Consider the following 22191-nt stretch of genomic DNA (forward strand, 5'->3'; position numbering starts at 1 on the left):
GGAGACACCCATGCCCGACGCCGTGATCGTCGCGGCCGCCCGGTCCCCCATCGGCCGCGCCGGCAAGGGATCGCTCGCCGGGATGCGGCCCGACGACCTCGCCGCGGCGATGGTCCGCGCCGCTCTCGACAAGGTGCCCGCCCTCGAACCGGACCGGCTCGACGACCTGATGCTCGGGTGCGGCTGCCCCGGCGGCGAGCAGGGCTACAACATGGCGCGGGTCGTCGCCGTCCTGCTCGGGCTCGACTCCGTGCCGGGCACCACCGTGACCCGCTACTGCGCCTCCAGCCTGCAGACGCTGCGCATGGCGTTCCACGCGATCCGGGCCGGCGAGGGTTCGGCGTTCGTGGCGGCCGGCGTGGAGACGGTGAGCCGCTTCGACAAGGGCTCCAGCGACTTCCTGCCGGACACCACCAACCCGCTGTTCGACGCCGCCCGGGCCCGCGCCGAGCAGGCGGGCCCCTGGACCGACCCGCGCGGCGCCGGCGAGCTCCCGGACATCTACATCGCCATGGGCCAGACCGCGGAGAACGTGGCGCAGCGCTACGGGGTGAGCCGCGCGGACCAGGACGAGTTCGCCTGCCGCAGCCAGAACCTGGCCGAGAAGGCGATCGCCGACGGCTTCTGGGCGGCCGAGATCAGCCCCGTCACGACGCCCGAGGGGACCGTCGTGAGCGCGGACGACGGGCCGCGCGCGGGCGTGACGACCGAGAAGCTCGCCGGGCTCCAACCGGTCTTCCGGCCCGACGGGACGGTGACCGCCGGCAACTGCTGCCCGCTCAACGACGGCGCCGCCGCCCTCGTCGTCACCAGCGACGCCGAGGCGCAGCGGCGCGGCCTGACCCCGCTCGCCCGGATCGTCGCCACCGGTGTGTCCGGACTGAGCCCGGAGATCATGGGCGTCGGGCCGGTGCAGGCCACCCGCAACGCGCTGGCCACCGCGGGCATGAGCCTGGACGACGTGGACCTGGTGGAGATCAACGAGGCCTTCGCGGCGCAGGTCCTGGCCTCGCAGCGGGAGCTGGGCATCGACCCGGAGAAGCTGAACGTGAACGGCGGGGCGATCGCCGTCGGGCATCCGTTCGGCATGACGGGCGCCCGGCTGACCGCCACCATGCTGAACTCGCTGCGCCACCACGACAAGGAGACCGGGCTGGTCACCCTGTGCGTCGGCGGCGGGCAGGGCATGGCCGTGCTGCTGGAGCGGCTGACATGACGACGGCCACCGAACCACCGCTGCTGTTCACGCCGCTGCGGCTGCGCGAGCTGACGGTGCGCAACCGGATGTGGGTCTCCCCCATGTGCCAGTACAGCGTCGCGGAGCGGGACGGCGTGCCCACCGACTGGCACCTCGTCCACCTCGGCGGGCGGGCGGCGGGCGGGTTCGGGCTGGTCATGACCGAGGGGACGGCGGTCACCCCGGACGGCCGGATCAGCCCGCAGGACGCCGGACTGTGGAACGACGCCCAGGCCGAGGCATGGGCCCGGGTCGTCGCGTTCGTGCACGGGCAGGGCGCGGCGGCCGGGATCCAGCTCGCCCATGCCGGCCGTAAGGCGTCGACCTACGCGATGGCGCTCGAGCGGGACGGGACCATCCCGGCGGCCGCGGGCGGCTGGACCCCGGTGGGCCCCTCCCCCGTCGCGTATCCCGGGCTCGACGTCCCGCACGAGCTGACCCACGACGGGATCGCCGCGGTCGTCGCGGCCTTCGGCGCCGCGGCCGCCCGGGCGGACCGGGCCGGCTTCGACCTGCTGGAGCTGCACGGGGCCCACGGCTACCTGATCCACCAGTTCCTCTCCCCGCTGTCCAACTTCCGCACCGACGGCTTCGGCGGCTCCTTCGAGAACCGCACGCGGTTCCTCCGGGAGGTCGTGGCCGCCGTGCGCGCGTCCTGGCCGGAGGGCAAACCGCTGTCCGTCCGGTTCTCCGGCAGCGAGTGGGCCGGCGGCGGCTGGACGCTGGAGGAGACCGGGGAGCTCGCCCGCCGGCTCGGGCCGCTCGGCGTCGACCTCGTCGACGTCTCCTCCGGAGGGGTCGTCGCGCCGCAGGAACGGGTCACCGTCGGCCCCGGCTACCAGGTCGGGTTCGCCCGGGAGGTCCGCAAGCTCTCCGGGCTGCCGACGGCGGCGGTCGGCATGATCACCGAACCCGCGCAGGCCGAGGAGATCCTCGTCGAGGGCTCCGCCGACGTGGTCCTGTTCGGACGGGTCGCGCTGCGCGAGCCCGCCTGGCCGCTGCGCGCCGCCGCCGAGCTCGGCGTACCGCGGGACGCGGCGCCGTACCCCACGCAGTACCTCAAGGGCGCGTGGCCCCGCAGCGGGCCGGTCCGAGAACGAAGGAACGCCGACCGATGACATCCGTAGGAATCGTCTACCACAGCGGGTTCGGGCACACCGCCACGCTCGCGCGGGCGGTCGGTGAGGGCGCGCTCACGGTGCCGGGGACCACGGCGCGGCTGGTCTTCGCCGAGGACGCGGCCCGGGACCCGAACGTGCTCGACCCCTACGACGCCCTGGTCCTGGGCTGCCCGACCTACATGGCCGGTCCCTCGGCCCCCTTCAAGGCGTTCCTCGACGCCACGTCGGAGATCTGGCTGAGGCAGGGGTGGAAGGACAAGCTGGCCGCCGGCTTCACCAACTCCGGCGGCTACAGCGGCGACAAGCTGAGCACGCTCGTGCAGCTGATGCTGTTCGCGATGCAGCACGGGATGGTGTGGGTGGGCCTGGGCCTCCCCGACGGCGGTGGCTCCGGCTCGGCGCCGCCCGACAGCCTCAACCGGCTCGGCGGGTACGCGGGCGCGATGGCGAAGTCCGACACCGACCTGGGCCTGGAGGGCACCCCCGACAGCGACGTGGCGACGGCGGCGGCGCTGGGCCGGCGGGTCGCGGTGTGCGCGCAGCGCTGGGAGCGCCGGCCCGCGGTCTCGCCGACGGCCCCGCAGGTGGAGAGGACGGCACGATGAAGGTCCTGGTGGTCGGCGGGGGGCCGGGCGGGCTGTTCCTCGGCATCCTGCTCAAGCGCGCCCGGACGGACGTGGCGGTGCACGTCGTCGAGCAGAACCCCGAGGGCGCGAGCTACGGGTGGGGCATCGGGCTGACCGACTCCGCGCTCGACGCCCTGCGTCCCTCCGCGCCCGACGTGGTGGACGACCTCGCCGCCGACATCGACGTCACCGACCAGATGGAGGTCGGCCTCGACGGCGAGACGCTGCGGGTCACGGCGTCCACCTTCTCCCGCACCGGCCGGATCCAGCTGCTGGCGACCCTGCAGCGCCGCGCCCGCGCCGAGGGCGTGACATTCGCTTTCGAGCAGCGGCTCGAGGACGCCGCGGAGCTGGCCGGCTGGGACCTCGTCGTGGGGGCGGACGGCGTGAACAGCCGGGTCCGGGACATCTACGCCGATGTGTTCAAGCCGGAGATCAGCTACGGGAACAACTGGTTCGCCTGGTACGGCACCTCGCGGCTCTTCACCGCCCCGTCGATCATCGTGCTGCGCCGCCCGGAGGGCGTGGCGGTCAGCCACGCCTCCCAGTACTCCGCGGACCGCAGCAACTTCGTGGTCGAGCTGACCCCGCGCGTCTTCCGCTCCGGCGGGTTCGAGAACCTCGACGAGGACGAGTCCCGCCGGCGCTGCGAGGCGATGTTCGCCGGCTCGCTGGACGGGCACCCCCTCTACACGAACAAGTCGCTGTGGTTCCAGCCGAAGTTCGTGCGCTGCACGGGATCCTGGAGCCACGAGAACGTCACCCTGCTCGGCGACGCGCTGCACACGGTCCATCCCTCACTCGGCTCCGGCACCCGCTTCGCAATGCGCGACGCCGTCTACCTCGTGGACGCGCTGAAGGCTGCCGAGTGGGACGTGTCCCGCGGGCTGCGCGGCTACGAGGAGAGCCGGCGGAGCAACGCCGAGGCCTTCCAGCGCGCGGCGCTGCGCAGCATCGGCTGGTACGAGGGGTTGCAGAGCCGCCCGCCCCGCGACCTGACCACGATGACGCTGGAGTACATCATGCGGACCGGCCGGGTGCGCTACGAGGAGTTCCGCCGCAACAACCCGGAGATGATGCGGGCCTACGAGGAGCTCCGGTAGGGCGCCGTTCAGAGCCGGGGACCGAACAGGACACACCCTGGCCGCATTATGGAACCATAACGCGGATATGGGCCCGGATTTTGCGCGTTATGGTTCCATAACGCGACCACGGGCCAGGATTGTCGTCGGGGCACAAGTCGTACATCTGCGTACTGGCCCTCGTCCCCGCGCAGGACGACTATCTCCGCACCACGGCGGGCGGACGCGGAGGTGACCCTTGCCCGAGACGATCCGCCCCGGCACGATGCGCGCGGCGCGGTTCCACGAGCCCGGCAGGCCGCTTGCCCTCGAGTCCCTCCCACGGCCCGAGCCCGGACCCGGCGAGGTCCTGCTGCAGGTCCGGGCCGTGGGCGTGTGCGGCTCGGACGTGCACTTCGCGATCGAGGGCAGCCCGGTCGGGTTCGTGCCGATCACCCTCGGGCACGAGGTCGCCGGCACGGTGGCGGAGCTCGGCCCCGGCGTCGACGGACCGGGCGTGGGTGCGCGGGTGGTCGTCAACGCCGTGCTCACCGACGGCACCTGCCCGCAGTGCCTGGCCGGGCGTGGGTCGATCTGCGCGAGTCGCAGCCTCGTGGGGGTCCACCGTGACGGCGGGCTGGCCGAGTTCGTCGCGGTCCCGGCCCGCGCCCTCGTGCCGCTGCCCGACGACGTGCCGTCCGACGTCGGCGCCATCGTCACGGACGCCGTCGCGACCCCGTTCCACGCGCTGACCGACGTCGCCCGCGTCCGTGCCGGGGAGGCCGTCGCGGTCGTCGGTGTGGGCGGTCTCGGGTTGCACGCCGTCCAGATCGCCCGGCTGCAGGGGGCGTCGCCCGTGATCGCCGTCGACCCGCGGGCATCGCAACGCACCCGTGCCGCGGAGGCCGGCGCGGACCTGGTGCTGGAGCCCGGTCCCGAGGCCACCGAGGCCGTGCTGGCGGCGACCGGTGGGGCCGGGGTGGACGTCGCCGCCGAGTTCGTGGGCCGACAGGAGAGCATCGCGGGTGCCGCCGAGCTGCTGCGCCCGGGCGGCCGGCTGGTGGTCGTCGGCCTCGGGGCGGACCCGATCGCGCTCCCGCCGCCGACCGTGTTCGTCCGCCGGGAGCTGCAGGTCCTGGGCAGCTACGGGTTCACCACGGCGTCCATCCGCTCGGCGCTGGGACTGGTCACCGCGGGCCGGCTCGACCTGAGCCGCTCCATCACCCACCGCTTCCCGCTGGAGGAGGCGGACAAGGCGCTGCAGACCCTGCACCAGAAGCTCGGCGAGCCGCAGCGCGTCGTCGTTGTCCCCTGACCGCCCGCATCATGGAACCACAATGCGAGATGTCGCTGGAGATTTTCGCATTATGGTTCCATAGCGCGAAAATTTCCGCCTGATTCGCGCATTATGGTTCCCTAGTTCGTCAGCGGGAGCGGAGGGCGAGGAAGAGGTCGACCCGGTCCGGGAAGTCGGCGAGGCTGCGGCCCGTGAGCTCCTCGACCCGCCCGATCCGGTAGCGCACGGTGTTGACGTGCAGATGGAGCCGTTCCGCGGCGCGGCTCCACGATCCGGAGCAGTCCAGGAACGCCTCCAGCGTCTCCAGCAGCCCGGCGGCGTTGCGCTCGTCGTAGGCCAGGACCGGGCGGAGCACCCGGTCGGCGAAGGTGCGCCGGACGTCGTCGGGCACCGCGGCGAGCAGCGCGACGTGCGAGGTCACCTCCGACGCCGTGACGACGGCGACCGCACCCGGGCGCTGCTGCGCGAGCGTCCGCGCGTGCACGGCCTCCTGCAGCGCCCCGGTCAGCGCGGTGAGCGCGGCCGGCCGGCTGACCCCGACCGTGAGCTTCTCGGAGGCGAACCCCGGTTCGAGGCGGGCCAGGGCGGCGTCGAGCACCGCCGTGTCCCCGGGCACCAGCGCGACGGCCGCCCCCTCGTGCGTGCCGACGACCGGGGGCCCGAGGTGCGCGGCGACGTCGACCAGCACCGAGCGCGCGGTCTCCACCCGCCCCGGCCCGCTGAACCCCGCGACCGCCACCGCGAGCGGCGCCGACGGGTCCAGGCCCGCCTGCCGCAGCCGCACCGGCAGCTCCGGCCGTTCCCCCGCCCCCTCCGCGACCAGCGCGATCGCGTCGTCGGCGATGTCGCGCGCGAGCCGCAGCCCCTCGCTGCGCCGGGCCCGGTCGAGCGCGGCGATCGCCACGAGCTCGCCGACCGCCTCGACCGTCTCCTGGTCCCAGTCCGGCCGCGCCCCGTCGACCGCCACGAACCACGACGTCGGCCGCAGCTCGGACGCGGGTCCCACCGGGAACACCGTCCGCGCCGGCGCCGGGGTGACCGCGGGCAGCCGGTCCGCGGTGAGGAAGGTCCGCACCGCGGCGTCGAGCTCGGCGGCCGGCAGCGGCTCCGGTCCGGCCGCGAGGGCCCGCCCGGTCGCGGTGAACACCCGGCAGGTCAGCCCGATCGCCGCCCCGACCTGCGCGGTCATCTCGTCGAGCCCCAGCCCGCTCGCGACCGCGGCCAGCAGCTGCCGCTGCCGCCCCACCGTGACCGCGAGCCGGTCGCCGCGCGCCGCCGTGACCGAGCCGACGACGTACTCGGTCACCGCCGCGAACGAGACCTCCTCGGGCACCTCGACCAGCGGGACGTCGTGCCGGCGGCAGGCTTCCACGACGTCGTCGGGGATCCCGTGGAACACCGCCGCGCCCGCGGCCAGCGCCGCCACCTTCGCCCGCGCCAGCGCGCCGACGAACCGCTCGGTGTCCGCCTCGGCCGTCCGCCACACCAGCCCGCTGATCACCAGCTCGCCGCCGGAGAGGTAGCGGCCGGGATCGGGCAGGTCGGTGGTGTAGACCCAGCGCACCGGTCGCTCGAGCGCCGCCTCGTCGCCGTGCAGCAGCCGCAGCCTCAGGTCGGGGCGTCCGACCAGGTCACGCAGCAGCATTGGAGGAACGTACAACCCCGCCGCCCGGGACCGCCACGGGTTCGTCACGGCGGCGACTCGTGACCGCCGCGAGTGCGCGCTGTACTTCCAGGCATGGACTTCCTGGCGCCGACCTCCTGGGCGGAGGCCCTCGAGACCAAGGCGGCACACCCCGACGCCCTGCCCGTCGCGGGCGGCACGGACGTCATGGTCGAGCTCAACTTCGACCACCGGCGCCCGGCCGCCCTGCTGGACCTCAACCGCGTCCCCGACCTGCAGGAGTGGAGCCGCACGGACGACGGGCGGATCCGGCTCGGCGCCGGAGTGACCTACAGCCGCGTGATCGCCGAGCTCGGCGGCACGCTGCCCGGCCTGGCCATGGCCGCGCGCACCGTCGGGTCGCCGCAGATCCGCAACCGCGGCACGGTCGGCGGGAACCTGGGCGCGGCCTCCCCGGCCGGGGACAGCCACCCGGCCCTGCTCGCGGCCTTCGCCGAGGTGGAGATCGCGTCGCTGCGCGGGACGCGGGTGGTGCCGGTCGCAGAGTTCTTCACCGGCGTGAAACGCAGCGTGCTGGAGCCCGACGAGCTCATCGCCGCCGTGCGGACCACCCCGCCCGCCGGACCGCAGCAGTTCTGCAAGATCGGCACGCGCAACGCCATGGTGATCGCGGTGTCCGCCTTCGGGTTCGCCCTGCACCCGGACCGCCGGGAGGTCGGCACCGGGATCGGCTCGGCCGCCCCCACCCCGCGCCCGGCCCCCGCGGCCGCGGCGTTCCTCGCCGGTGAGCTCGAGGCCGCCGGGCTGTGGGAGTCCCGCGGCCCGCTGCCCGAGAACCTCGCCACCGACTTCGGCCGCCGCGTCCGCGACGCCGCGGCCCCGATCGACGACGTGCGCGGCAGCGCCGCGTACCGCCTCCACGCCCTGTCGGTCATGGCGCGCCGCGCCGCGACCTGGGCCTGGGACTCCTACCGCGACGAGAACCGGAGCGCCGCATGAGGATCGAGCTGACGGTCAACGGCACCCGCCGCGAGGCCGACGACGTCTGGGAGGGCGAGAGCCTGCTCTACGCGCTGCGCGAGCGGCTCGGCCTGCCGGGCTCCAAGAACGCCTGCGAGCAGGGCGAGTGCGGCTCCTGCACCGTCTATCTCGACGGCACCCCGGTGTGTTCGTGCCTGGTCGCGGCCGGGCAGGCGCAGGGCCGGGAAGTCACCACGGTCGAAGGGCTGCGGGACGGGGACGACCTGGACCCGGTGCAGCAGGCGTTCGTGGAGAAGGGCGCCGTGCAGTGCGGGTTCTGCACCCCCGGCTTCCTGATGTCGACGAAGGACCTGCTGGACCGCAACCCCACCCCCAGCGACCCGGAGATCCGCGAGGCGCTGGCCGGGAACCTGTGCCGGTGCACCGGCTACGAGAAGATCCTCGACGCGGTCCGCGCGGCCGCCGCGGAGCGTGCCCGGTGATCATCGAGAACGCCCACGTCGTGACCGTGACCGGCGCCGAGATCACCGGCGGGCACGTCGTCGTCGAGGGGAACCGGATCACCGCCGTCGGAACCGGCCCGGCGCCGCACCGCGAGGGCCACCGGGTGGTCGACGCGCGCGGCGGCCTGCTCACGCCCGGCTTCGTCAACACGCACAACCACCTCTACCAGTGGGTCACGCGCGGCCTGGCCGTCGACGCGACGCTCTTCGAGTGGCTCACCACGCTCTACCCGGTGTGGGCGGGCATCGACGAGCACGCCGTCCACACCGGCGCCACGGGCGCCCTGGCCCAGCTGGCCCTGACCGGCTGCACCACCAGCACCGACCACCACTACGTGTTCCCGCGGGAGGGCGGCGACGTGTTCGCCGCCGAGATCCGCGCCGCCGCCGAGGTGGGCCTGCGGTTCCACCCCTGCCGCGGGTCGATGGACCTGGGTCGCAAGGACGGCGGGCTGCCGCCCGACCACGTCGTCGAGGACCGCGACGCCGTGCTGGCCGCGTCGGAGGCCGCGATCGACCGTTGGCACGATGCCTCTCCGGGCTCGATGCTGCAGGTCGCGCTGGCCCCGTGCTCGCCCTTCTCCGTGACCGGCGACCTCATGCGCGAGTCCGCCGAGCTGGCCCGCCGGCGCGGCGTCCGGCTGCACACCCACCTGGCCGAGACCCTCGACGAGGAGGACTTCTGCCGCGATCGCTTCGGCTGCGCGCCGGTGGAGTACGTCGAGGGCCTGGGCTGGACCGGCGACGACGTCTGGTTCGCCCACGCCATCCACCTCGACGACCCCGCGGTCAAGCGGATCGGCGCGACCCGGACCGGGGTGGCGCACTGCCCGTCGTCGAACGCGCGGCTCGGCGCGGGGATCGCCCGCACCCGCGACCTGCGCGACGCCGGCGCCCGCGTCGGCCTCGGGGTCGACGGGGCGGCGAGCAACGAGGCCGGCAGCCTGCTCGAGGAGGTCCGGCATGCGGTGCTGTTCGCCCGCGCCGTCGGCGGTCCGACCGCGCTGACCGTCCGGGACGCCCTGGAGCTGGCCACTCTCGGCGGGGCGAAGGTCCTCGGGCGCGAGAACGAGATCGGCTCCGTCGAGGTGGGCAAGCTCGCCGACCTCGCCCTCTGGGGGCTCGACGGGCTGGGGCACGCGGACGTCGCCGACCCGGTCGCCGCGCTCGTGCTCGGCGCCCCGCCGCCCCTGGACCTCCTGCTCGTGAACGGCCGCCCGGTCGTCGTGCACGACCGCGTGGTCACCGTCGACACGGACGCCGTGGCGCGCGAGTGCGCCCGCGTCCACCGCACCCTGCTGGAGAAGGCGTCATGACCAGTACCGAAACCCGGACGGCAGGCAGGCTGGGCGACTCCCCGCTCCGCCCCGACGGCACCCTCAAGGTCACCGGCGAGTTCGCCTACTCCTCCGATCTCTGGCACGACGACATGGTCTGGGGCGTCACGCTGCGCAGCCCGCACCCGCACGCCCGGATCCGGTCGATCGACGTCACGGATGCACTGCGCGTCCCCGGCGTCTCCGCGGTCCTCACCGCGGCGGACGTCCCGGGCGAGAACGCCGTCGGGCTGGAGCACCTCGACACCCCCGCGCTGGCCGACCGTGTGGTCCGCTACCAGGGCGAACCCGTCGCGCTGGTCGCCGCGGACCATCCGGAGACCGCCCGCCGGGCGGCGAAGCGGATCGTCGTGGACTACGAGGCGCTGCCGGCCGTCACCGACCCGCGGCGCGCGCTCGACGCCGACGCCCCGCTCGTCCACGCCTCGCACGAGGACAACCTGGTGCGCGCCATGAAGGTCCGGCGCGGCGACCCGGCCCCCACCGCGCCCGTCGTGGTGGCGCTGGACTTCGAGGTCGGCATGCAGGACCAGGCCTTCCTCGGCCCGGAGTCCGGCCTCGCGGTGCCGGACGGCGAGGGCGGCGTCGACCTCTACGTCGCCACCCAGTGGCTGCACGTGGACCAGAGCCAGGTCTGCCGGGTGCTCGGGCTGCCGCCGGAACGGGTGCGACTGACCCTCGCGGGCGTCGGTGGCGCGTTCGGTGGTCGCGAGGACCTGTCCATGCACGTCCACGCGTGCCTGCTCGCGCTGCACACCGGCAAGCCGGTGAAGATGAGCTACGCGCGGGACGAGTCGTTCTTCGGTCACGTCCACCGGCACCCCGCCTGGCTGCGCTACGAGTTCGGGGCCTCGGACGAGGGCGAGCTGATCTACGCCAAGGCCGACATCCTCTTCGACGGCGGCGCCTACGCGTCCTCGACCGGCGCCGTCGTCGGCAACGGCGGCACGCTGGGCCTGGGCCCGTACCGGATCCCGAGCGTCCACGTCGACGCCCGCGGCGTCTACACCAACAACCCGCCGTGCGGCGCGATGCGGGGCTTCGGCTGCGTGCAGGCCGCGTTCGCGCACGAGGCGCTGATGGACGAGCTGGCCGACCGGGTCGGCGTCGACCGGGTGGAGATCCGGGCGCGCAACGGGATGCGCGAGGGCGACCTCAACATCACCGGCCAGGTGATCGACTCCGCGGCCCCGGTCGCCGAGCTGATCCGCACGGTCCGCGACCTGCCGCTGCCCGCTCCTCGTGCCGAGGACCCGGACATCCGCGAGCTGCCCGGCGGCGCGTCGAACACCACGCACGGCGAGGGCGTCGTGCGCGGGATCGGGTACGCGGTGACCTACAAGAACGTCGGGTTCTCCGAGGGGTTCGACGACTACTCCACCGCCCGCGTGCGCCTCGAGGCGGTCGCCGGCGAGCCCGTCGCGACCGTGCACACCGCGGCCGCCGAGGTGGGGCAGGGCCTGATCACCCTCGAGCAGCAGATCTGCCGCACCGAGCTGGGCGTGGACCAGGTCGTCGTGCACCCCAAGGACACCGGCGTCGGCTCGGGCGGCTCGACGTCGGCCTCCCGGCAGACGTACGTCACCGGCGGCGCCGTCAAGGCCGCGTGCGAGGCCGTGCGGACCACGGTTCTGCGGCGCGCGGCAGCGTCGTTGCAGCGCACCGACCTCCGACTGGAGGGCGACAAGATCGTCGCGGAGTCCGGCGAGGTCGTCGCGGGCCTGGTCGAGGTGCTCGAGGAGCCGGTCGAGGAGACCGTCGAGTGGCGGCACCGCCCGACCTCCCCGATCGACCCGGAGACGGGGCAGGGGAACGCGCACGTCCAGTACGCCTTCTCCGCCCACCGCGCGGTGGTCGACGTCGACGTCGAGCTCGGCCTGGTCAAGGTGGTCGCGCTGGACACCGCACAGGACGTCGGGCGGGCGCTCAACCCCGACGCCGTCGTCGGGCAGATCCAGGGCGGCAGCGCGCAGGGCATGGGCCTGGCGCTGATGGAGGAGATCGTGGTGACGGACGGGCACGTGAAGAACCCGTCGTTCACGGACTACCTGATCCCGACGATCCTCGACATGCCGCCGATGCAGGTGAAGGTGCTGGAGTACGCCGACCCGCACGCGCCCTACGGCGTCCGCGGCGTCGGGGAGCCGCCGACGATCTCGTCCGGCCCCGCCGTGGCCGCCGCGGTCCGCGCCGCCACCGGCAAGGCCCTGCGGCGCGTCCCGATCCGCCCGGAACACATCACCTTCTGACCCGTCCACCCGCCGTGCACGGGACGCGGTGCCGACGCAGCACGTCCCGCGCACAGCCACCGGAGGCGCGCAATGCCCCGCATGTTCCTCAACGGCACCGCCATGGCCGGCGGCGCCGACCACCACCTCGTCGGCGACGCGCCGCTGGTCGCCCGCACCCGGACGGCCCCGCGCTACCGCTTCCACGCCGTCGACGGCCGCTACCCCGCCCTCGAGGAGGGCGGCGACGCCGCCGTCGAGGGCGAGGTCTACGAGATGACGTACGACCAGCTCCGCGAGGTGCTGCTGCCCGGCGAGCCCGACGGGCTGGAGCTGGGCGTGGTCGAGCTGGCCGACGGCTCCGGGTCGCTCGCCATGGTGCTGCGCGCCGGCCATCCGGCGCCCCGCACCGACATCTCGGAGCTGGCGAGCTGGCGCGCCTACCGGAGGACGTCGTGAGGACGGTCTTCCGGGCGGCCCGCGCCGTCGTCGACGGGGCCGAGCGGCCTGCGGCGGTGCTGGTCGAGGGCGGTCGCGTCGAGGCCGTGCTCGACCGGGACGCCACGGTGGACGCCGCCGAGATCCGGCTCGCCGACGACGAGGTGCTGATCCCCGGCCTGGTCGACACGCACGTGCACGTCAACGAGCCCGGCCGCACCGAGTGGGAGGGGTTCGCCTCCGCCACCCGGGCGGCCGCGGCCGGCGGCGTCACGACGCTGGTCGACATGCCGCTCAACGCCCTGCCGCCGACCGTCGACGTCACGGCGCTGGAGGTCAAGCGCAAGGCGGCCGACGGGCAGTGCGTCGTCGACGTCGGGTTCTGGGGCGGCGCGGTCCCGGGCAACGAGCAGGAGCTGCGCGCGCTGCACGAGGCCGGCGTGTTCGGGGTGAAGTGCTTCCTGCTCGACAGCGGCGTCCCCGAGTTCCCGGCGATGCCGGACCCCCGCGGCGCGATGCGGGAACTGGCCGCGTTCGACGGCCTGCTGCTCGCCCACGCCGAGGACGGCGCCCTGGTCGGTGCGGCCCACGGCCGTCGCTACCGGGACTTCCTCGCCTCCCGGCCCCGCGCGGCGGAGGACTCGGCGATCGCCGGGCTGCTCCGCGCGGCCCGCGAGACGGGGACGCGGGTGCACGTGGTGCACCTGTCCTCGGCCGACGCGCTGCCGCTGCTGGCCGCGGCCCGCGCGGACGGCGTGCGGGTCACCGTCGAGACCTGCCCGCACTACCTCGCCCTGGCCGCCGAGGAGGTGCCCGACGGCGACACCCGCTTCAAGTGCTGCCCGCCGGTCCGCGAGGAGGCCAACCGCGACGCGCTCTGGCAGGGGCTGGCCGACGGCGTGATCGACATGGTGGTCAGCGACCACTCCCCCGCCACCCCCGAGCTCAAGGGCACCGGGGACTTCGGCTCGGCCTGGGGCGGCATCGCGTCGCTGCAGATCGGGCTGCCCGTGGTGTGGACCGAGGCGCGCCGGCGGGGCTGGTCGTTCGCCGACGTCGTCGGGCGGATGGCGGCCGCGCCCGCGGACCTCGTCGGGCTGCGCCGCAAGGGCCGGATCGCCGTCGGCGCCGACGCGGACCTCGCCGTGGTCGCGCCCGACGAGACCTTCACGGTGGGCGCGCTCGCCCACCGCCACCCCACCACCCCGTACGCCGGCCGCAGGCTGCACGGCGTCGTGCGCGGCACCTGGCTGCGCGGCGCGCGGGTGGACCCCCACCGGCCCGCGGGCCGGCTGATCGAACGAGGAGAGACGTGATGGACCCGGATCTCGCCCTGCGCACCGTCGGCGGTTCCGTGGTGTCGGCGACGGACGAGTCGTTCGCCGCCAAGGAGAACCTGATCGTCCCCGGGCCGCCGGTGTTCGATCCCAGCACCTTCGGGCACCGCGGCAAGGTCTACGACGGCTGGGAGACCCGCCGGCGCCGCTCGCCCGGGCACGACGAGGCCGTGGTCCGGCTCGGCGCACCCGGCGTCGTCCGGCGGATCGTGGTCGACACGACCTGGTTCACCGGCAACTACCCGCCCGAGGGTGCCGTCGACGGCAGCGCGGACGGGACCACCTGGTTCGAGCTCGTGCCGCTCTCGCCCCTCAAGGGGGACTCGGAGAACACGTTCGACGTTCGCTGTGAGCGGCGCGTGACCCACGTGCGGCTGCGGATCGTGCCCGACGGCGGCGTGGCCCGGCTGCGCGTGCACGGCAAGGCCCTGCCGGACCCGGCACTGCTCGAGGTGCTCGGCACCGTGGACCTGGCCGCGATCGAGAACGGCGGGCACGTGCGCGACGTCTCGAACCGCTTCTACAGCAGCCCGCACAACCTGTTGCTGCCCGGACCGGCCCGGTCCATGGGCGAGGGCTGGGAGACCGCGCGGCGCCGCGACGCCGGCAACGACTGGGTCGAGCTCGGGCTCGGCACCGAGGGCCGGATCGCCGTCGCCGAGATCGACACCTCGTACTTCCTGTACAACGCGCCCGGCTCGACGACCCTGCGCGGCCGGACCGGTGACGGTGCCTGGCAGGACCTGCTCAACACCCCGCTGCAGCCCGACACCCGGCACCGGTTCGTACTCACGGACCGTCCGGCCGTCACCCAGGTACGGCTCGACATCCACCCCGACGGCGGCCTCTCCCGAGTACGCCTGTGGGGCACCCCGACCGACACCGGCCGCGAGTCCCTCCGGACCCGCTGGCACGCTGCCCGCTGACCCGACCGCAGTATGGCTCCATAACGCTTCCAGAACCCGGCGTCGAGCGCATTATGGTTCCATAACGCGCTCCGAACGCCCTCGAAATCGCATTATGGTTCCATAATGCGGACGTTCCGAAGGAATGCCCGTGACTTTCCCTCATGCCCTCAACTGCTCGATCGTGCTCGCCGACCTGCCCCTGCTCGACCGGCCGCGCGCCGCGGCCGACGCCGGGTTCGACGCCGTCGAGTTCTGGTGGCCCTTCGCCACCGCCGCCCCCTCCGACGCCGAGGTGGACCGTTTCGCCCGTGCGATCGAGGACGCCGGCGTCCGGCTGATCGGGCTGAACATCGCCGCCGGCGACATGCCCGCCGGCGACCGCGGCCTCGCCTCCTGGCCCGGCCGCGCCCAGGAGTTCCGCGACTCCGTCGCCGTGGCCGTCGGTCTCGGCGAGCGGCTCGGCACCCGGATCTTCAACGCCCTGTACGGCAACCGGATCGACGGCACCGTCGGCCAGGACGAGATCGCCGCCGAGAACCTCGCGCACGCCGCGAAGGAGGCCGGGCGGATCGGCGCGACGATCGTGCTCGAGCCGCTGAGCGGCACGGACCGCTACCCGCTCCGCACGGCTGCGCAGGCCGTCGAGGTCCTCGACCGGGTCGGCGCGCCCAACCTCGGCCTGCTCGCCGACCTCTACCACCTCGCTGCGAACGGCGAGGACCTCGACGCCGTGATCGCGCGGTACGCCGACCGCATCGCCCACGTCCAGCTCGCCGACGTCCCCGGCCGCCACGAGCCCGGCACCGGCGAGCTCGACTTCGCCCACCTGCTCGACGCCCTGCGGGCGGCCGGCTACTCCGGCCGCACCGCCCTCGAATACGTGCCGACGCGACCCGACTTCGCGTGGCTGGGAACGGAGAACCGATGACCACCCCCGGGAAGACGACGATCGCCTTCATCGGCCTCGGCATCATGGGCGGCCCGATGGCCGCGCACCTGGTGCGGGCCGGGCACGACGTCGTCGGCCACAACCTGTCCCGGCTCGCCGTGGACGTCCTGGTCGAGCGCGGCGGGCGCGCCGCCGCCGACACCGCCGACGCGGTCCGCGAGGCCGACGTCGTGATCACCATGGTCCCGGACAGCCCGGACGTCGAGGGGCTGGTCCTCGGCGAGGACGGCATCCTCGCGCACGCCAAACCGGGCACCCTGCACATCGACTGCTCCACGATCCGCCCCGATGTCGCCCGCCGCATCGCCGACGCCGAGCGCGAGCGGGGCATCCGCCCGGTCGACGCCCCGGTCAGCGGCGGCGAGCCGGCCGCGGTCGAGGGCAACCTGTCGATCATGGTCGGCGGGGAGCCCGACGACGTGGCCGCCGCCCGGCCGCTGCTCGACGTCGTCGGGAGGACCGTGGTGCACGTCGGCCCCTCGGGCGCCGGCCAGACGGTGAAGGCCGCGAACCAGCTGATCGTCGCCGGGAACATCCAGCTCGTCGCCGAGGCGCTCGTGTTCCTCGAGGCCTACGGCGTCGACACCGAGTCCGCCCTCGAGGTCCTGCAGGGCGGGCTGGCGGGGAGCACGGTGCTCGCCCGCAAGGGCGCCACCATGCGCGCCCGCACCTTCGCGCCCGGGTTCCGGATCGACCTGCACCACAAGGACATGGGCATCGTGACGGCGGCGGCGCGGGAGGCGGGCGTCGCGATCCCGCTGGGTGCGCACGTCGCGCAGCTCGTCGGGTCGCTGCGGGCGCAGGGGCACGGCGGGCTCGACCACAGCGCGCTGCTCAAGCAGGTCGAGGAGCTCTCGGGGAGGCAGTCGTGAAGATGCGCGCCGCCGACGCCGCCGTCGCGATCCTGCGGGCGGAGGGCGTCTCGCACCTGTTCGGCCTGCCCGGTGCGGCCATCAACCCCTTCTACGACGCCGTGCGCAAGGACGGGACCCTCACCCACGTCCTGGCGCGGCACGTCGAGGGCGCGTCGCACATGGCCGAGGGCTACACCCGCGCGAAGGCCGGCAACATCGGCGTCTGCGTGGGCACCTCCGGGCCCGCGGGCACCGACATGATCACCGGGCTGTACTCGGCGATGGCGGACTCGATCCCGATCCTCGCGATCACCGGGCAGGCGCCGGTCGCGAAGCTGCACAAGGAGGACTTCCAGGCCGTCGACATCGCCGCCATCGCCGCGCCCGTCACGAAACTGGCCATGACGGTCCGCGAGCCCGCCCAGGTCCCGGGCGCGCTCGCCCAGGCCTTCCACCTCATGCGCTCCGGGCGGCCCGGACCGGTGCTGCTGGACCTGCCGATCGACGTCCAGCTGGGCGAGATCGACTTCGACCCGGAGACCTACGCGCCGCTACCGGTGCACCGTCCGGAGGCCACCCGCGCGCAGGCCGAGAAGGTTCTCGACCTGTTGGGGACCGCGGAGCGCCCGGTGATCGTGGCGGGCGGCGGGATCGTCAACGCCGACGCCTGCACCGAGCTCGTCGAACTGGCCGAGCTGCTCGACATCCCGGTCGTCCCCACGCTGATGGGCTGGGGCGCGATCCCCGACGACCACCCCCTGATGGCCGGCATGGCCGGGATCCAGACCGCGCACCGCTACGGCAACGCCACCCTGCTCGCGTCGGACCTGGTGCTCGGCATCGGGAACCGGTGGGCCAACCGGCACACCGGCGGGCTGGAGACCTACCGGCGTGGGCGGCGGTTCGTGCACGTCGACGTCGAGCCCACCCAGATCGGGCGGGTCTTCGCCCCGGACTACGGCGTGGTGTCCGACGCCGGTGCGTTCCTCCGCCGGATGCTCGAGGCGGCCCGGGGACGTGCGCTGCCGAGCCGCACCGAGTGGGTGCGGGAGTGTGTGGAGCGCAAGGGGACCCTGCAGCGGCGCACCCACTTCGACGACGTCCCGATCAAGCCGCACCGGGTGTACGAGGAGATGAACAAGGCGTTCGGCCCGGACACCCGCTACGTCAGCACGATCGGGCTCAGCCAGATCGCGGGCGCGCAGTTCCTGCACGTCCAGCGGCCGCGGCACTGGATCAACTGCGGGCAGGCAGGACCGCTGGGCTGGACCGTGCCGGCCGCGCTCGGGGTGCGGGTCGCGGACCCGGAGGCGCCGGTCGTCGCGCTCTCGGGCGACTACGACTTCCAGTTCATGATCGAGGAGCTGGCGGTCGGCGCGCAGTTCAGCCTGCCGTACGTGCACGTGGTCGTGAACAACTCCTCCCTCGGGCTGATCCGGCAGGCGCAGCGCGGCTTCGACATGGACTACTGCGTGCAGCTCGGCTTCGACAACCTCCACTCGCCCGAGCTGGACAAGTACGGCGTCGACCACGTCAAGGTCGCGGAGGGCCTGGGCTGCAACGCGCTCCGCGTGACGGACCCGACCGATCTCCCCGGCGCCTTCGCGCGGGCGAAGGAGCTGGCCCGGTTGCACCGGGTCCCGGTCGTCGTCGAGGTGGTCCTGGAGCGGGTCACCAACATCGCGATGGGGCAGGACATCGACGCCGTCGTGGAGTTCGAGGAGCTCGCCACCACCCGCGAGCACGCCCCGACGGCGACGATCCCGCTGCCGTGACCCGGGACCGGAACGGTCACGTGCTGGTCGCGCCGGACAAGTTCAAGGGTTCGCTCACGGCGGCGCAGGCCGCGGCCCACCTGGCCGCCGGTCTCCGCGCGGCCGGGCACACGGCCCGCGAGCTCCCGGTGGCCGACGGCGGCGAGGGCACCCTCGACGCGGCCCTCGCCGCCGGCTTCACCCGGCTCCCGGTGCCGGTCGGCGGGCCGACCGGGAAGCCGGTGGACTCCGCGATCGCGGTGCGCGACGACCTCGTGGTGGTCGAGCTGGCCGCGGCCTCCGGGCTCGCCCTGCTGCCCGACGGGCCGGACCCCCTGGGTGCGACCAGCCGCGGGACCGGCGAGCTGGTCGCGGCCGCGCTCGACACCGGCGCCCGGACCGTGGTCCTCGGGGTCGGCGGCAGTGCCTGCACGGACGGCGGGGCGGGCCTGCTCACGGCCCTCGGCGCGCGGGTCCTCGACGGAGCCGGCGAGCCGGTGCCCGACGGCGGGGCCGCGCTGGCCCGCGCCGCGCGCGTCGATCTGACCGGGCTGGATCCCCGGCTGCAGGCCGTGGACCTCGTGCTGGCCTGCGACGTCGACAACCCGCTCCTCGGTCCCTCGGGCGCCGCCGCCGTCTACGGCCCGCAGAAGGGCGCGGGTCCGGGGGAGGTCGCGGCGTTGGAGGCCGGGCTCACCCGATGGGCCCGGCTGGTCGGGAGCTCACCCGACGTCCCCGGCTCCGGGGCCGCCGGCGGGGTCGGGTTCGCCGCCCTCGCGGTGCTCGGCGCCCGGCGGCGTCCCGGCATCGACGTCGTGCTGGAGCTGGTCGGGTTCGCGGAGCACCTCGCCGGCGCCGGGCTCGTCGTCACCGGGGAGGGGGCGCTCGACGCGCAGACGTTGCACGGCAAGGCACCCGCGGGTGTCGCCGCCGCGGCCCGCGCGGCGGGGGTGCCGGTGGTCGCGGTGTGCGGGCGGTGCGAGGTGACACGCACCGAGCTCGCCGCCGCCGGGATCGGCGAGGTGCACGCCCTCGTCGACCGGGAGCCCGACCCGGCGCGGTGCCTGGCGGACGCGGGCGCGATGCTGCGGAGGATCGGCGCCGCACTCGGGTGAGGTCCGGCCCGGACGGGGAACGCTCCCCGGCGGGAGGACGCCCGTGCAGAAGATCAACGACAAGCTCTACAGCTGGGCCTCGATCCTCGAGCCCGCGACGCTGGCGCAGGCCGAGCGGACCGCGTCGATGCCGTTCGTGCAGCCCCACCTGGCCCTGATGCCCGACGCGCACCTCGGGGCCGGCGCGACCGTCGGCTCGGTCATCCCGACCGTCGAGGCGATCATGCCGGCAGCCGTGGGAGTGGACATCGGGTGCGGGATGATCGCCGTCCGCACGCAGTTCACCCGGGACGACCTGGGCGGCCGGTCCCTCGCCGACCTGCGGCGGTCCCTGGAGAAGCGGATCCCGCTCGGTGCCGGACACGACAACCGGACGGTCGGCGGGACGGCGGCGCCGCGGGTCGCCGCGCTGACCGAGGAGGCCGGCGACCGGCTGGCCTTCTACGAGGGCCTCACGCGGGTGGGCTGGGAGCTCCAGCTCGGCAGCCTCGGCGGCGGCAACCACTTCGTCGAGCTGACCGCCGACGAGAGCGGCACGCTGTGGCTGTTCCTGCACTCCGGCTCGCGCGGCATCGGCAACGCGATCGCCCGCCACCACATCCGGGTCGCCCAGGAGCAGTGCCGCGACCGGCGGCTGCCGGACCGGGACCTCGCGCACCTCACGGAGGGCACCGAGGAGTTCGACGCGTACCTGCGCGACCTGGAGTGGGCGCAGCACTTCGCGCTGGCCAACCGCGAGGAGATGACGGACCGCTTCCTCGAGCTCGTCGCCCGGTTCCTCGGCGCGGCGGTCGAGGAGCAGGAGCGGATCAACTGCCACCACAACTTCACGGCCCGCGAGCACCACCTCGGCCACGACGTGTGGCTCTCCCGCAAGGGCGCGATCCGGGCCGACGCGGGCCGTCCCGGGCTCGTCCCCGGGTCGATGGGCACCGCCAGCTACGTGGTGAGCGGCAAGGGCGAGCCGGCGAGCTTCGAGAGCAGCCCGCACGGCGCCGGCCGCGCCTACGCCCGCAGGGCGGCCCGGCGGACGTTCACGCTCGAGGACATGGACGAGGCGATGGTCGGCATCGAGTACCGCCGCGGGCCGGCGTTCCTCGACGAGATCCCCGCCGCCTACAAGGACATCGACGTGGTGATGGCCGACGCCGCCGATCTGGTCGAGGTCCGCCACACCCTCCGGCAGCTGGTCAACGTCAAGGGTGAGTGACGCGGCGGGCCGCCCCCTCCGCGGCCCACCGGTCCGTCACCCGGACGTCAGGGGACGATCTCGATCCAGCCCCGGACCACGTCGGGGGTGACCGACGGCGCGAGGTCCGGATGGTCGATCGCCACGTGCTGCAGGACCGTGCTGACGATCTGGTCCTCGCTCTCGGAGCGGGCGGAGTAGCCGCACTCGCAACTGACCTGCTTCATCTCGCGTCCTCCTCGTCGAGACCACGGGGTCGGTACGAACGAGTATCCGGGGCCGCCTCGCCGCGACCTTGCCGAAATGCTGCCGCCACGACTGCTCCGGACGGCCCAGCGGGGAGCGGCTACCGCAGGATCTCCGCGTGCACCGTGCGCGTCTCCGGTCCCGGGCCCACGCCGAGCTCGTCGAGCAGCATCCGGCGGAGCCGCTCGTAGACCCGCAGGGCCTCGGCCCGGTCGCCGCGCGCCGCCAGGGCCCGCATCAGCAGCCGGTGCCCCTTCTCGTCGAGCGGCGCGGCCCGGACCAGCTCCCGGGCACTGCGCTCGGCGCTCGCCAGCTCGGTCGGCGTGGCCAGCGCCAGGCACGCCTCGGCGTAACAGGTCAGCGCCCGGCGGTGCAGCCGTCCGACCTCCTCGCGGTACTCGACGACCCATGGCTCCTGCAGGTCCGGCAGGAACGGGCGCTGGGTCACGAACAGCGTGCTCAACGCGTGCGTCCAGGCCTCCGGCCAGTCGCAGCGGGCGGCCGCGGCATCGGCCCGGTGCGCCGCCTCGGCCGCGACCGCCGCGTCGACCAGCCCGCCCTCCGGCAGCACGAGCTGCACGCTCTGCCGGCCCACGATCTCGACCGGGGCCAGCACCGCCCGGACCTTCGAGAGCAGCGCGGTCAGACCCGTGCCCGACGCGCGGAGCGCCTCCGCCAGCACGCACCGGTCCACGGCGGCGCGCCGGCAGGCGAGGTACGCCACCAGGGCCCGGCCCCGCCGCCCGGGGAGGAGGTGCTCCACCGACCGCCCGTCGACGACCACCACGAACCGGCCGTGCAGCTGGATGCGGACCACCCCGCCGAGCCTGGCACCGTCGCCACCGCGAGGGAACCGCCGCCGATCAGGACGGGGGCGGAGCCGCGGCCCCCAGCCGGTCCTCGAGGCGGTCGAGATCCGGCTGCTCGCCAGGCACCCGCGGCCGGCCGGCCTGGGCGCGCAGCCGCCGGGCCAGCGCGACGAAACGCCGGGCGCGGTCGTCGGTGCACGCCGCGAGTGCCCGCCCCTCGACGACGTACGCGACGGCCCGCGGGTCGCGGGTCGCCACGGCCGCGCGTTCGGCCTGGTCGAGCAGGGCGGCGGCCCGCGCCGGCGACGAGACCCGGGCCAGGGCGGCGGCGGTCATCGCGATCCCGGCGACCGAGCCCGCGTACCGGTACCAGCCCAGCGCCTGCCGGTGCCCGCGCTCGGCGGCCTCCCGGTCGCCGGCCCGGGCGTCGGCCAGCGCCAGCGTGTTGCCCGCCCAGGCCAGCAGCGACGGCGACCCGTCCCGCCGCGCGAGAGCCGTCGCCTCGGCCAGCCGCTGCCGTCCGCCGACGTGGTCGCCGAGCAGGTCGGTGACGCTGCCGAGGCGCACGGAGAGGTGG

At 74.6% G+C, this 22191-nt stretch carries 20 protein-coding genes and 1 pseudogene; 17 read left to right on the forward strand and 4 right to left on the reverse strand.

What is annotated here, in order from left to right:
- Positions 1-10: 10 nt before the first annotated feature.
- From LWC35_RS21460 to LWC35_RS21480, 5 genes are all read left to right on the forward strand, one after another.
- The gene (locus LWC35_RS21460) at positions 11-1216 is read left to right on the forward strand and encodes an acetyl-CoA C-acetyltransferase (protein ID WP_232871967.1); all 1206 of its coding nucleotides are present in this window, start codon (positions 11-13) and stop codon (positions 1214-1216) included.
- A complete protein-coding gene (locus tag LWC35_RS21465) occupies positions 1213-2355 on the forward strand; it encodes an NADH:flavin oxidoreductase/NADH oxidase (protein WP_232871968.1) in 1143 nt (380 codons plus the stop codon). The genes LWC35_RS21460 and LWC35_RS21465 overlap by 4 nt, the downstream gene beginning before the upstream one ends.
- Entirely contained in the window at positions 2352-2963 is a 612-nt protein-coding gene (locus LWC35_RS21470; protein WP_232871969.1) for a flavodoxin family protein, read from the forward strand. The genes LWC35_RS21465 and LWC35_RS21470 overlap by 4 nt, the downstream gene beginning before the upstream one ends.
- On the forward strand, positions 2960-4087 hold the full coding sequence (locus LWC35_RS21475) for an FAD-dependent monooxygenase (RefSeq protein ID WP_232871970.1): 1128 nt from the start codon (positions 2960-2962) through the stop codon (positions 4085-4087). Before LWC35_RS21470 ends, LWC35_RS21475 begins: the two co-directional genes overlap by 4 nt.
- Before the next feature lie 217 nt (positions 4088-4304).
- Complete coding sequence (locus LWC35_RS21480) at positions 4305-5360, forward strand: zinc-binding dehydrogenase (RefSeq protein WP_232871971.1); 1056 nt, start codon at positions 4305-4307, stop codon at positions 5358-5360.
- A gap of 109 nt (positions 5361-5469) precedes the next feature.
- Here LWC35_RS21480 and LWC35_RS21485 read toward each other — a convergent pair whose 3' ends face one another.
- Complete coding sequence (locus LWC35_RS21485) at positions 5470-6987, reverse strand: PucR family transcriptional regulator (protein ID WP_232871972.1); 1518 nt, start codon at positions 6985-6987, stop codon at positions 5470-5472.
- Between the two features lie 93 nt (positions 6988-7080).
- On the opposite strand from LWC35_RS21485, the gene LWC35_RS21490 reads away from it, so the two are divergent.
- The 12 genes from LWC35_RS21490 to LWC35_RS21545 all read left to right on the forward strand — a co-directional run bounded on the left by LWC35_RS21490 (position 7081) and on the right by LWC35_RS21545 (position 20580).
- Positions 7081-7965 (forward strand): FAD binding domain-containing protein, encoded by an 885-nt coding sequence (locus tag LWC35_RS21490; protein ID WP_232871973.1) that lies wholly within the window; start codon positions 7081-7083, stop codon positions 7963-7965.
- Positions 7962-8429, forward strand: coding sequence for a (2Fe-2S)-binding protein (locus LWC35_RS21495; protein WP_232871974.1), 468 nt, complete (start codon positions 7962-7964; stop codon positions 8427-8429). Before LWC35_RS21490 ends, LWC35_RS21495 begins: the two co-directional genes overlap by 4 nt.
- The gene (locus LWC35_RS21500) at positions 8426-9766 is read left to right on the forward strand and encodes an 8-oxoguanine deaminase (RefSeq protein WP_232871975.1); all 1341 of its coding nucleotides are present in this window, start codon (positions 8426-8428) and stop codon (positions 9764-9766) included. Before LWC35_RS21495 ends, LWC35_RS21500 begins: the two co-directional genes overlap by 4 nt.
- Positions 9763-12036 carry a xanthine dehydrogenase subunit D gene (gene pucD, locus LWC35_RS21505; protein WP_232871976.1) on the forward strand — a complete coding sequence of 758 codons (2274 nt, stop codon included), beginning with the start codon at positions 9763-9765 and terminating at the stop codon, positions 12034-12036. The genes LWC35_RS21500 and pucD overlap by 4 nt, the downstream gene beginning before the upstream one ends.
- A gap of 72 nt (positions 12037-12108) precedes the next feature.
- The gene (locus LWC35_RS21510) at positions 12109-12474 is read left to right on the forward strand and encodes an allophanate hydrolase-related protein (protein ID WP_232871977.1); all 366 of its coding nucleotides are present in this window, start codon (positions 12109-12111) and stop codon (positions 12472-12474) included.
- The gene (gene allB, locus LWC35_RS21515) at positions 12471-13769 is read left to right on the forward strand and encodes an allantoinase AllB (RefSeq protein ID WP_232871978.1); all 1299 of its coding nucleotides are present in this window, start codon (positions 12471-12473) and stop codon (positions 13767-13769) included. Before LWC35_RS21510 ends, allB begins: the two co-directional genes overlap by 4 nt.
- A complete protein-coding gene (gene alc, locus LWC35_RS21520; RefSeq protein WP_232871979.1) occupies positions 13769-14716 on the forward strand; it encodes an allantoicase in 948 nt (315 codons plus the stop codon). Before allB ends, alc begins: the two co-directional genes overlap by 1 nt.
- Positions 14717-14840: 124 nt before the next feature.
- Entirely contained in the window at positions 14841-15626 is a 786-nt protein-coding gene (locus LWC35_RS21525) for a hydroxypyruvate isomerase family protein (RefSeq protein ID WP_232871980.1), read from the forward strand.
- Positions 15623-16519: a 2-hydroxy-3-oxopropionate reductase gene (locus LWC35_RS21530; protein ID WP_232871981.1), complete on the forward strand. Its 897-nt coding sequence runs from the start codon at positions 15623-15625 to the stop codon at positions 16517-16519. The genes LWC35_RS21525 and LWC35_RS21530 overlap by 4 nt, the downstream gene beginning before the upstream one ends.
- A gap of 2 nt (positions 16520-16521) precedes the next feature.
- Positions 16522-18276, forward strand: coding sequence for a glyoxylate carboligase (gene gcl, locus LWC35_RS21535; protein ID WP_232871989.1), 1755 nt, complete (start codon positions 16522-16524; stop codon positions 18274-18276).
- The gene (locus tag LWC35_RS21540; RefSeq protein WP_232871982.1) at positions 18273-19370 is read left to right on the forward strand and encodes a glycerate kinase; all 1098 of its coding nucleotides are present in this window, start codon (positions 18273-18275) and stop codon (positions 19368-19370) included. The genes gcl and LWC35_RS21540 overlap by 4 nt, the downstream gene beginning before the upstream one ends.
- Positions 19371-19413: 43 nt before the next feature.
- A complete protein-coding gene (locus LWC35_RS21545; protein ID WP_232871983.1) occupies positions 19414-20580 on the forward strand; it encodes an RtcB family protein in 1167 nt (388 codons plus the stop codon).
- Positions 20581-20627: 47 nt separating this feature from the next.
- Here the strand turns inward: LWC35_RS21545 and LWC35_RS21550 are convergent, their stop codons facing one another.
- The 3 genes and pseudogenes from LWC35_RS21550 to LWC35_RS21560 all read right to left on the reverse strand — a co-directional run.
- A complete protein-coding gene (locus LWC35_RS21550; protein WP_232871984.1) occupies positions 20628-20786 on the reverse strand; it encodes a DUF1059 domain-containing protein in 159 nt (52 codons plus the stop codon).
- Between the two features lie 119 nt (positions 20787-20905).
- The gene (locus LWC35_RS21555; RefSeq protein ID WP_232871985.1) at positions 20906-21622 is read right to left on the reverse strand and encodes an AfsR/SARP family transcriptional regulator; all 717 of its coding nucleotides are present in this window, start codon (positions 21620-21622) and stop codon (positions 20906-20908) included.
- Positions 21623-21668: 46 nt separating this feature from the next.
- Positions 21669-22191, reverse strand: a pseudogene (locus LWC35_RS21560) (hypothetical protein); the annotation flags it as partial.

This window comes from Pseudonocardia kujensis (assembly GCF_021283305.1).
GTDB classification, from domain to species: Bacteria; Actinomycetota; Actinomycetes; order Mycobacteriales; family Pseudonocardiaceae; genus Pseudonocardia; species Pseudonocardia kujensis.

What these genes read in the sequence shown, in the direction of transcription:
- LWC35_RS21460 (WP_232871967.1), top strand. Translation starts at nt 11, where the DNA reads ATGCCCGACGCCGTGATCGTCGCGGCCGCCCGGTCCCCCATCGGCCGC.
- LWC35_RS21465 (WP_232871968.1), top strand. Translation starts at nt 1,213, where the DNA reads ATGACGACGGCCACCGAACCACCGCTGCTGTTCACGCCGCTGCGGCTG.
- LWC35_RS21470 (WP_232871969.1), top strand. Translation starts at nt 2,352, where the DNA reads ATGACATCCGTAGGAATCGTCTACCACAGCGGGTTCGGGCACACCGCC.
- LWC35_RS21475 (WP_232871970.1), top strand. Translation starts at nt 2,960, where the DNA reads ATGAAGGTCCTGGTGGTCGGCGGGGGGCCGGGCGGGCTGTTCCTCGGC.
- LWC35_RS21485 (WP_232871972.1), bottom strand. Translation starts at nt 6,987, where the DNA reads ATGCTGCTGCGTGACCTGGTCGGACGCCCCGACCTGAGGCTGCGGCTG.
- LWC35_RS21490 (WP_232871973.1), top strand. Translation starts at nt 7,081, where the DNA reads ATGGACTTCCTGGCGCCGACCTCCTGGGCGGAGGCCCTCGAGACCAAG.
- LWC35_RS21495 (WP_232871974.1), top strand. Translation starts at nt 7,962, where the DNA reads ATGAGGATCGAGCTGACGGTCAACGGCACCCGCCGCGAGGCCGACGAC.
- pucD (WP_232871976.1), top strand. Translation starts at nt 9,763, where the DNA reads ATGACCAGTACCGAAACCCGGACGGCAGGCAGGCTGGGCGACTCCCCG.
- LWC35_RS21510 (WP_232871977.1), top strand. Translation starts at nt 12,109, where the DNA reads ATGCCCCGCATGTTCCTCAACGGCACCGCCATGGCCGGCGGCGCCGAC.
- alc (WP_232871979.1), top strand. Translation starts at nt 13,769, where the DNA reads ATGGACCCGGATCTCGCCCTGCGCACCGTCGGCGGTTCCGTGGTGTCG.
- LWC35_RS21525 (WP_232871980.1), top strand. Translation starts at nt 14,841, where the DNA reads ATGCCCGTGACTTTCCCTCATGCCCTCAACTGCTCGATCGTGCTCGCC.
- LWC35_RS21530 (WP_232871981.1), top strand. Translation starts at nt 15,623, where the DNA reads ATGACCACCCCCGGGAAGACGACGATCGCCTTCATCGGCCTCGGCATC.
- gcl (WP_232871989.1), top strand. Translation starts at nt 16,522, where the DNA reads ATGCGCGCCGCCGACGCCGCCGTCGCGATCCTGCGGGCGGAGGGCGTC.
- LWC35_RS21550 (WP_232871984.1), bottom strand. Translation starts at nt 20,786, where the DNA reads ATGAAGCAGGTCAGTTGCGAGTGCGGCTACTCCGCCCGCTCCGAGAGC.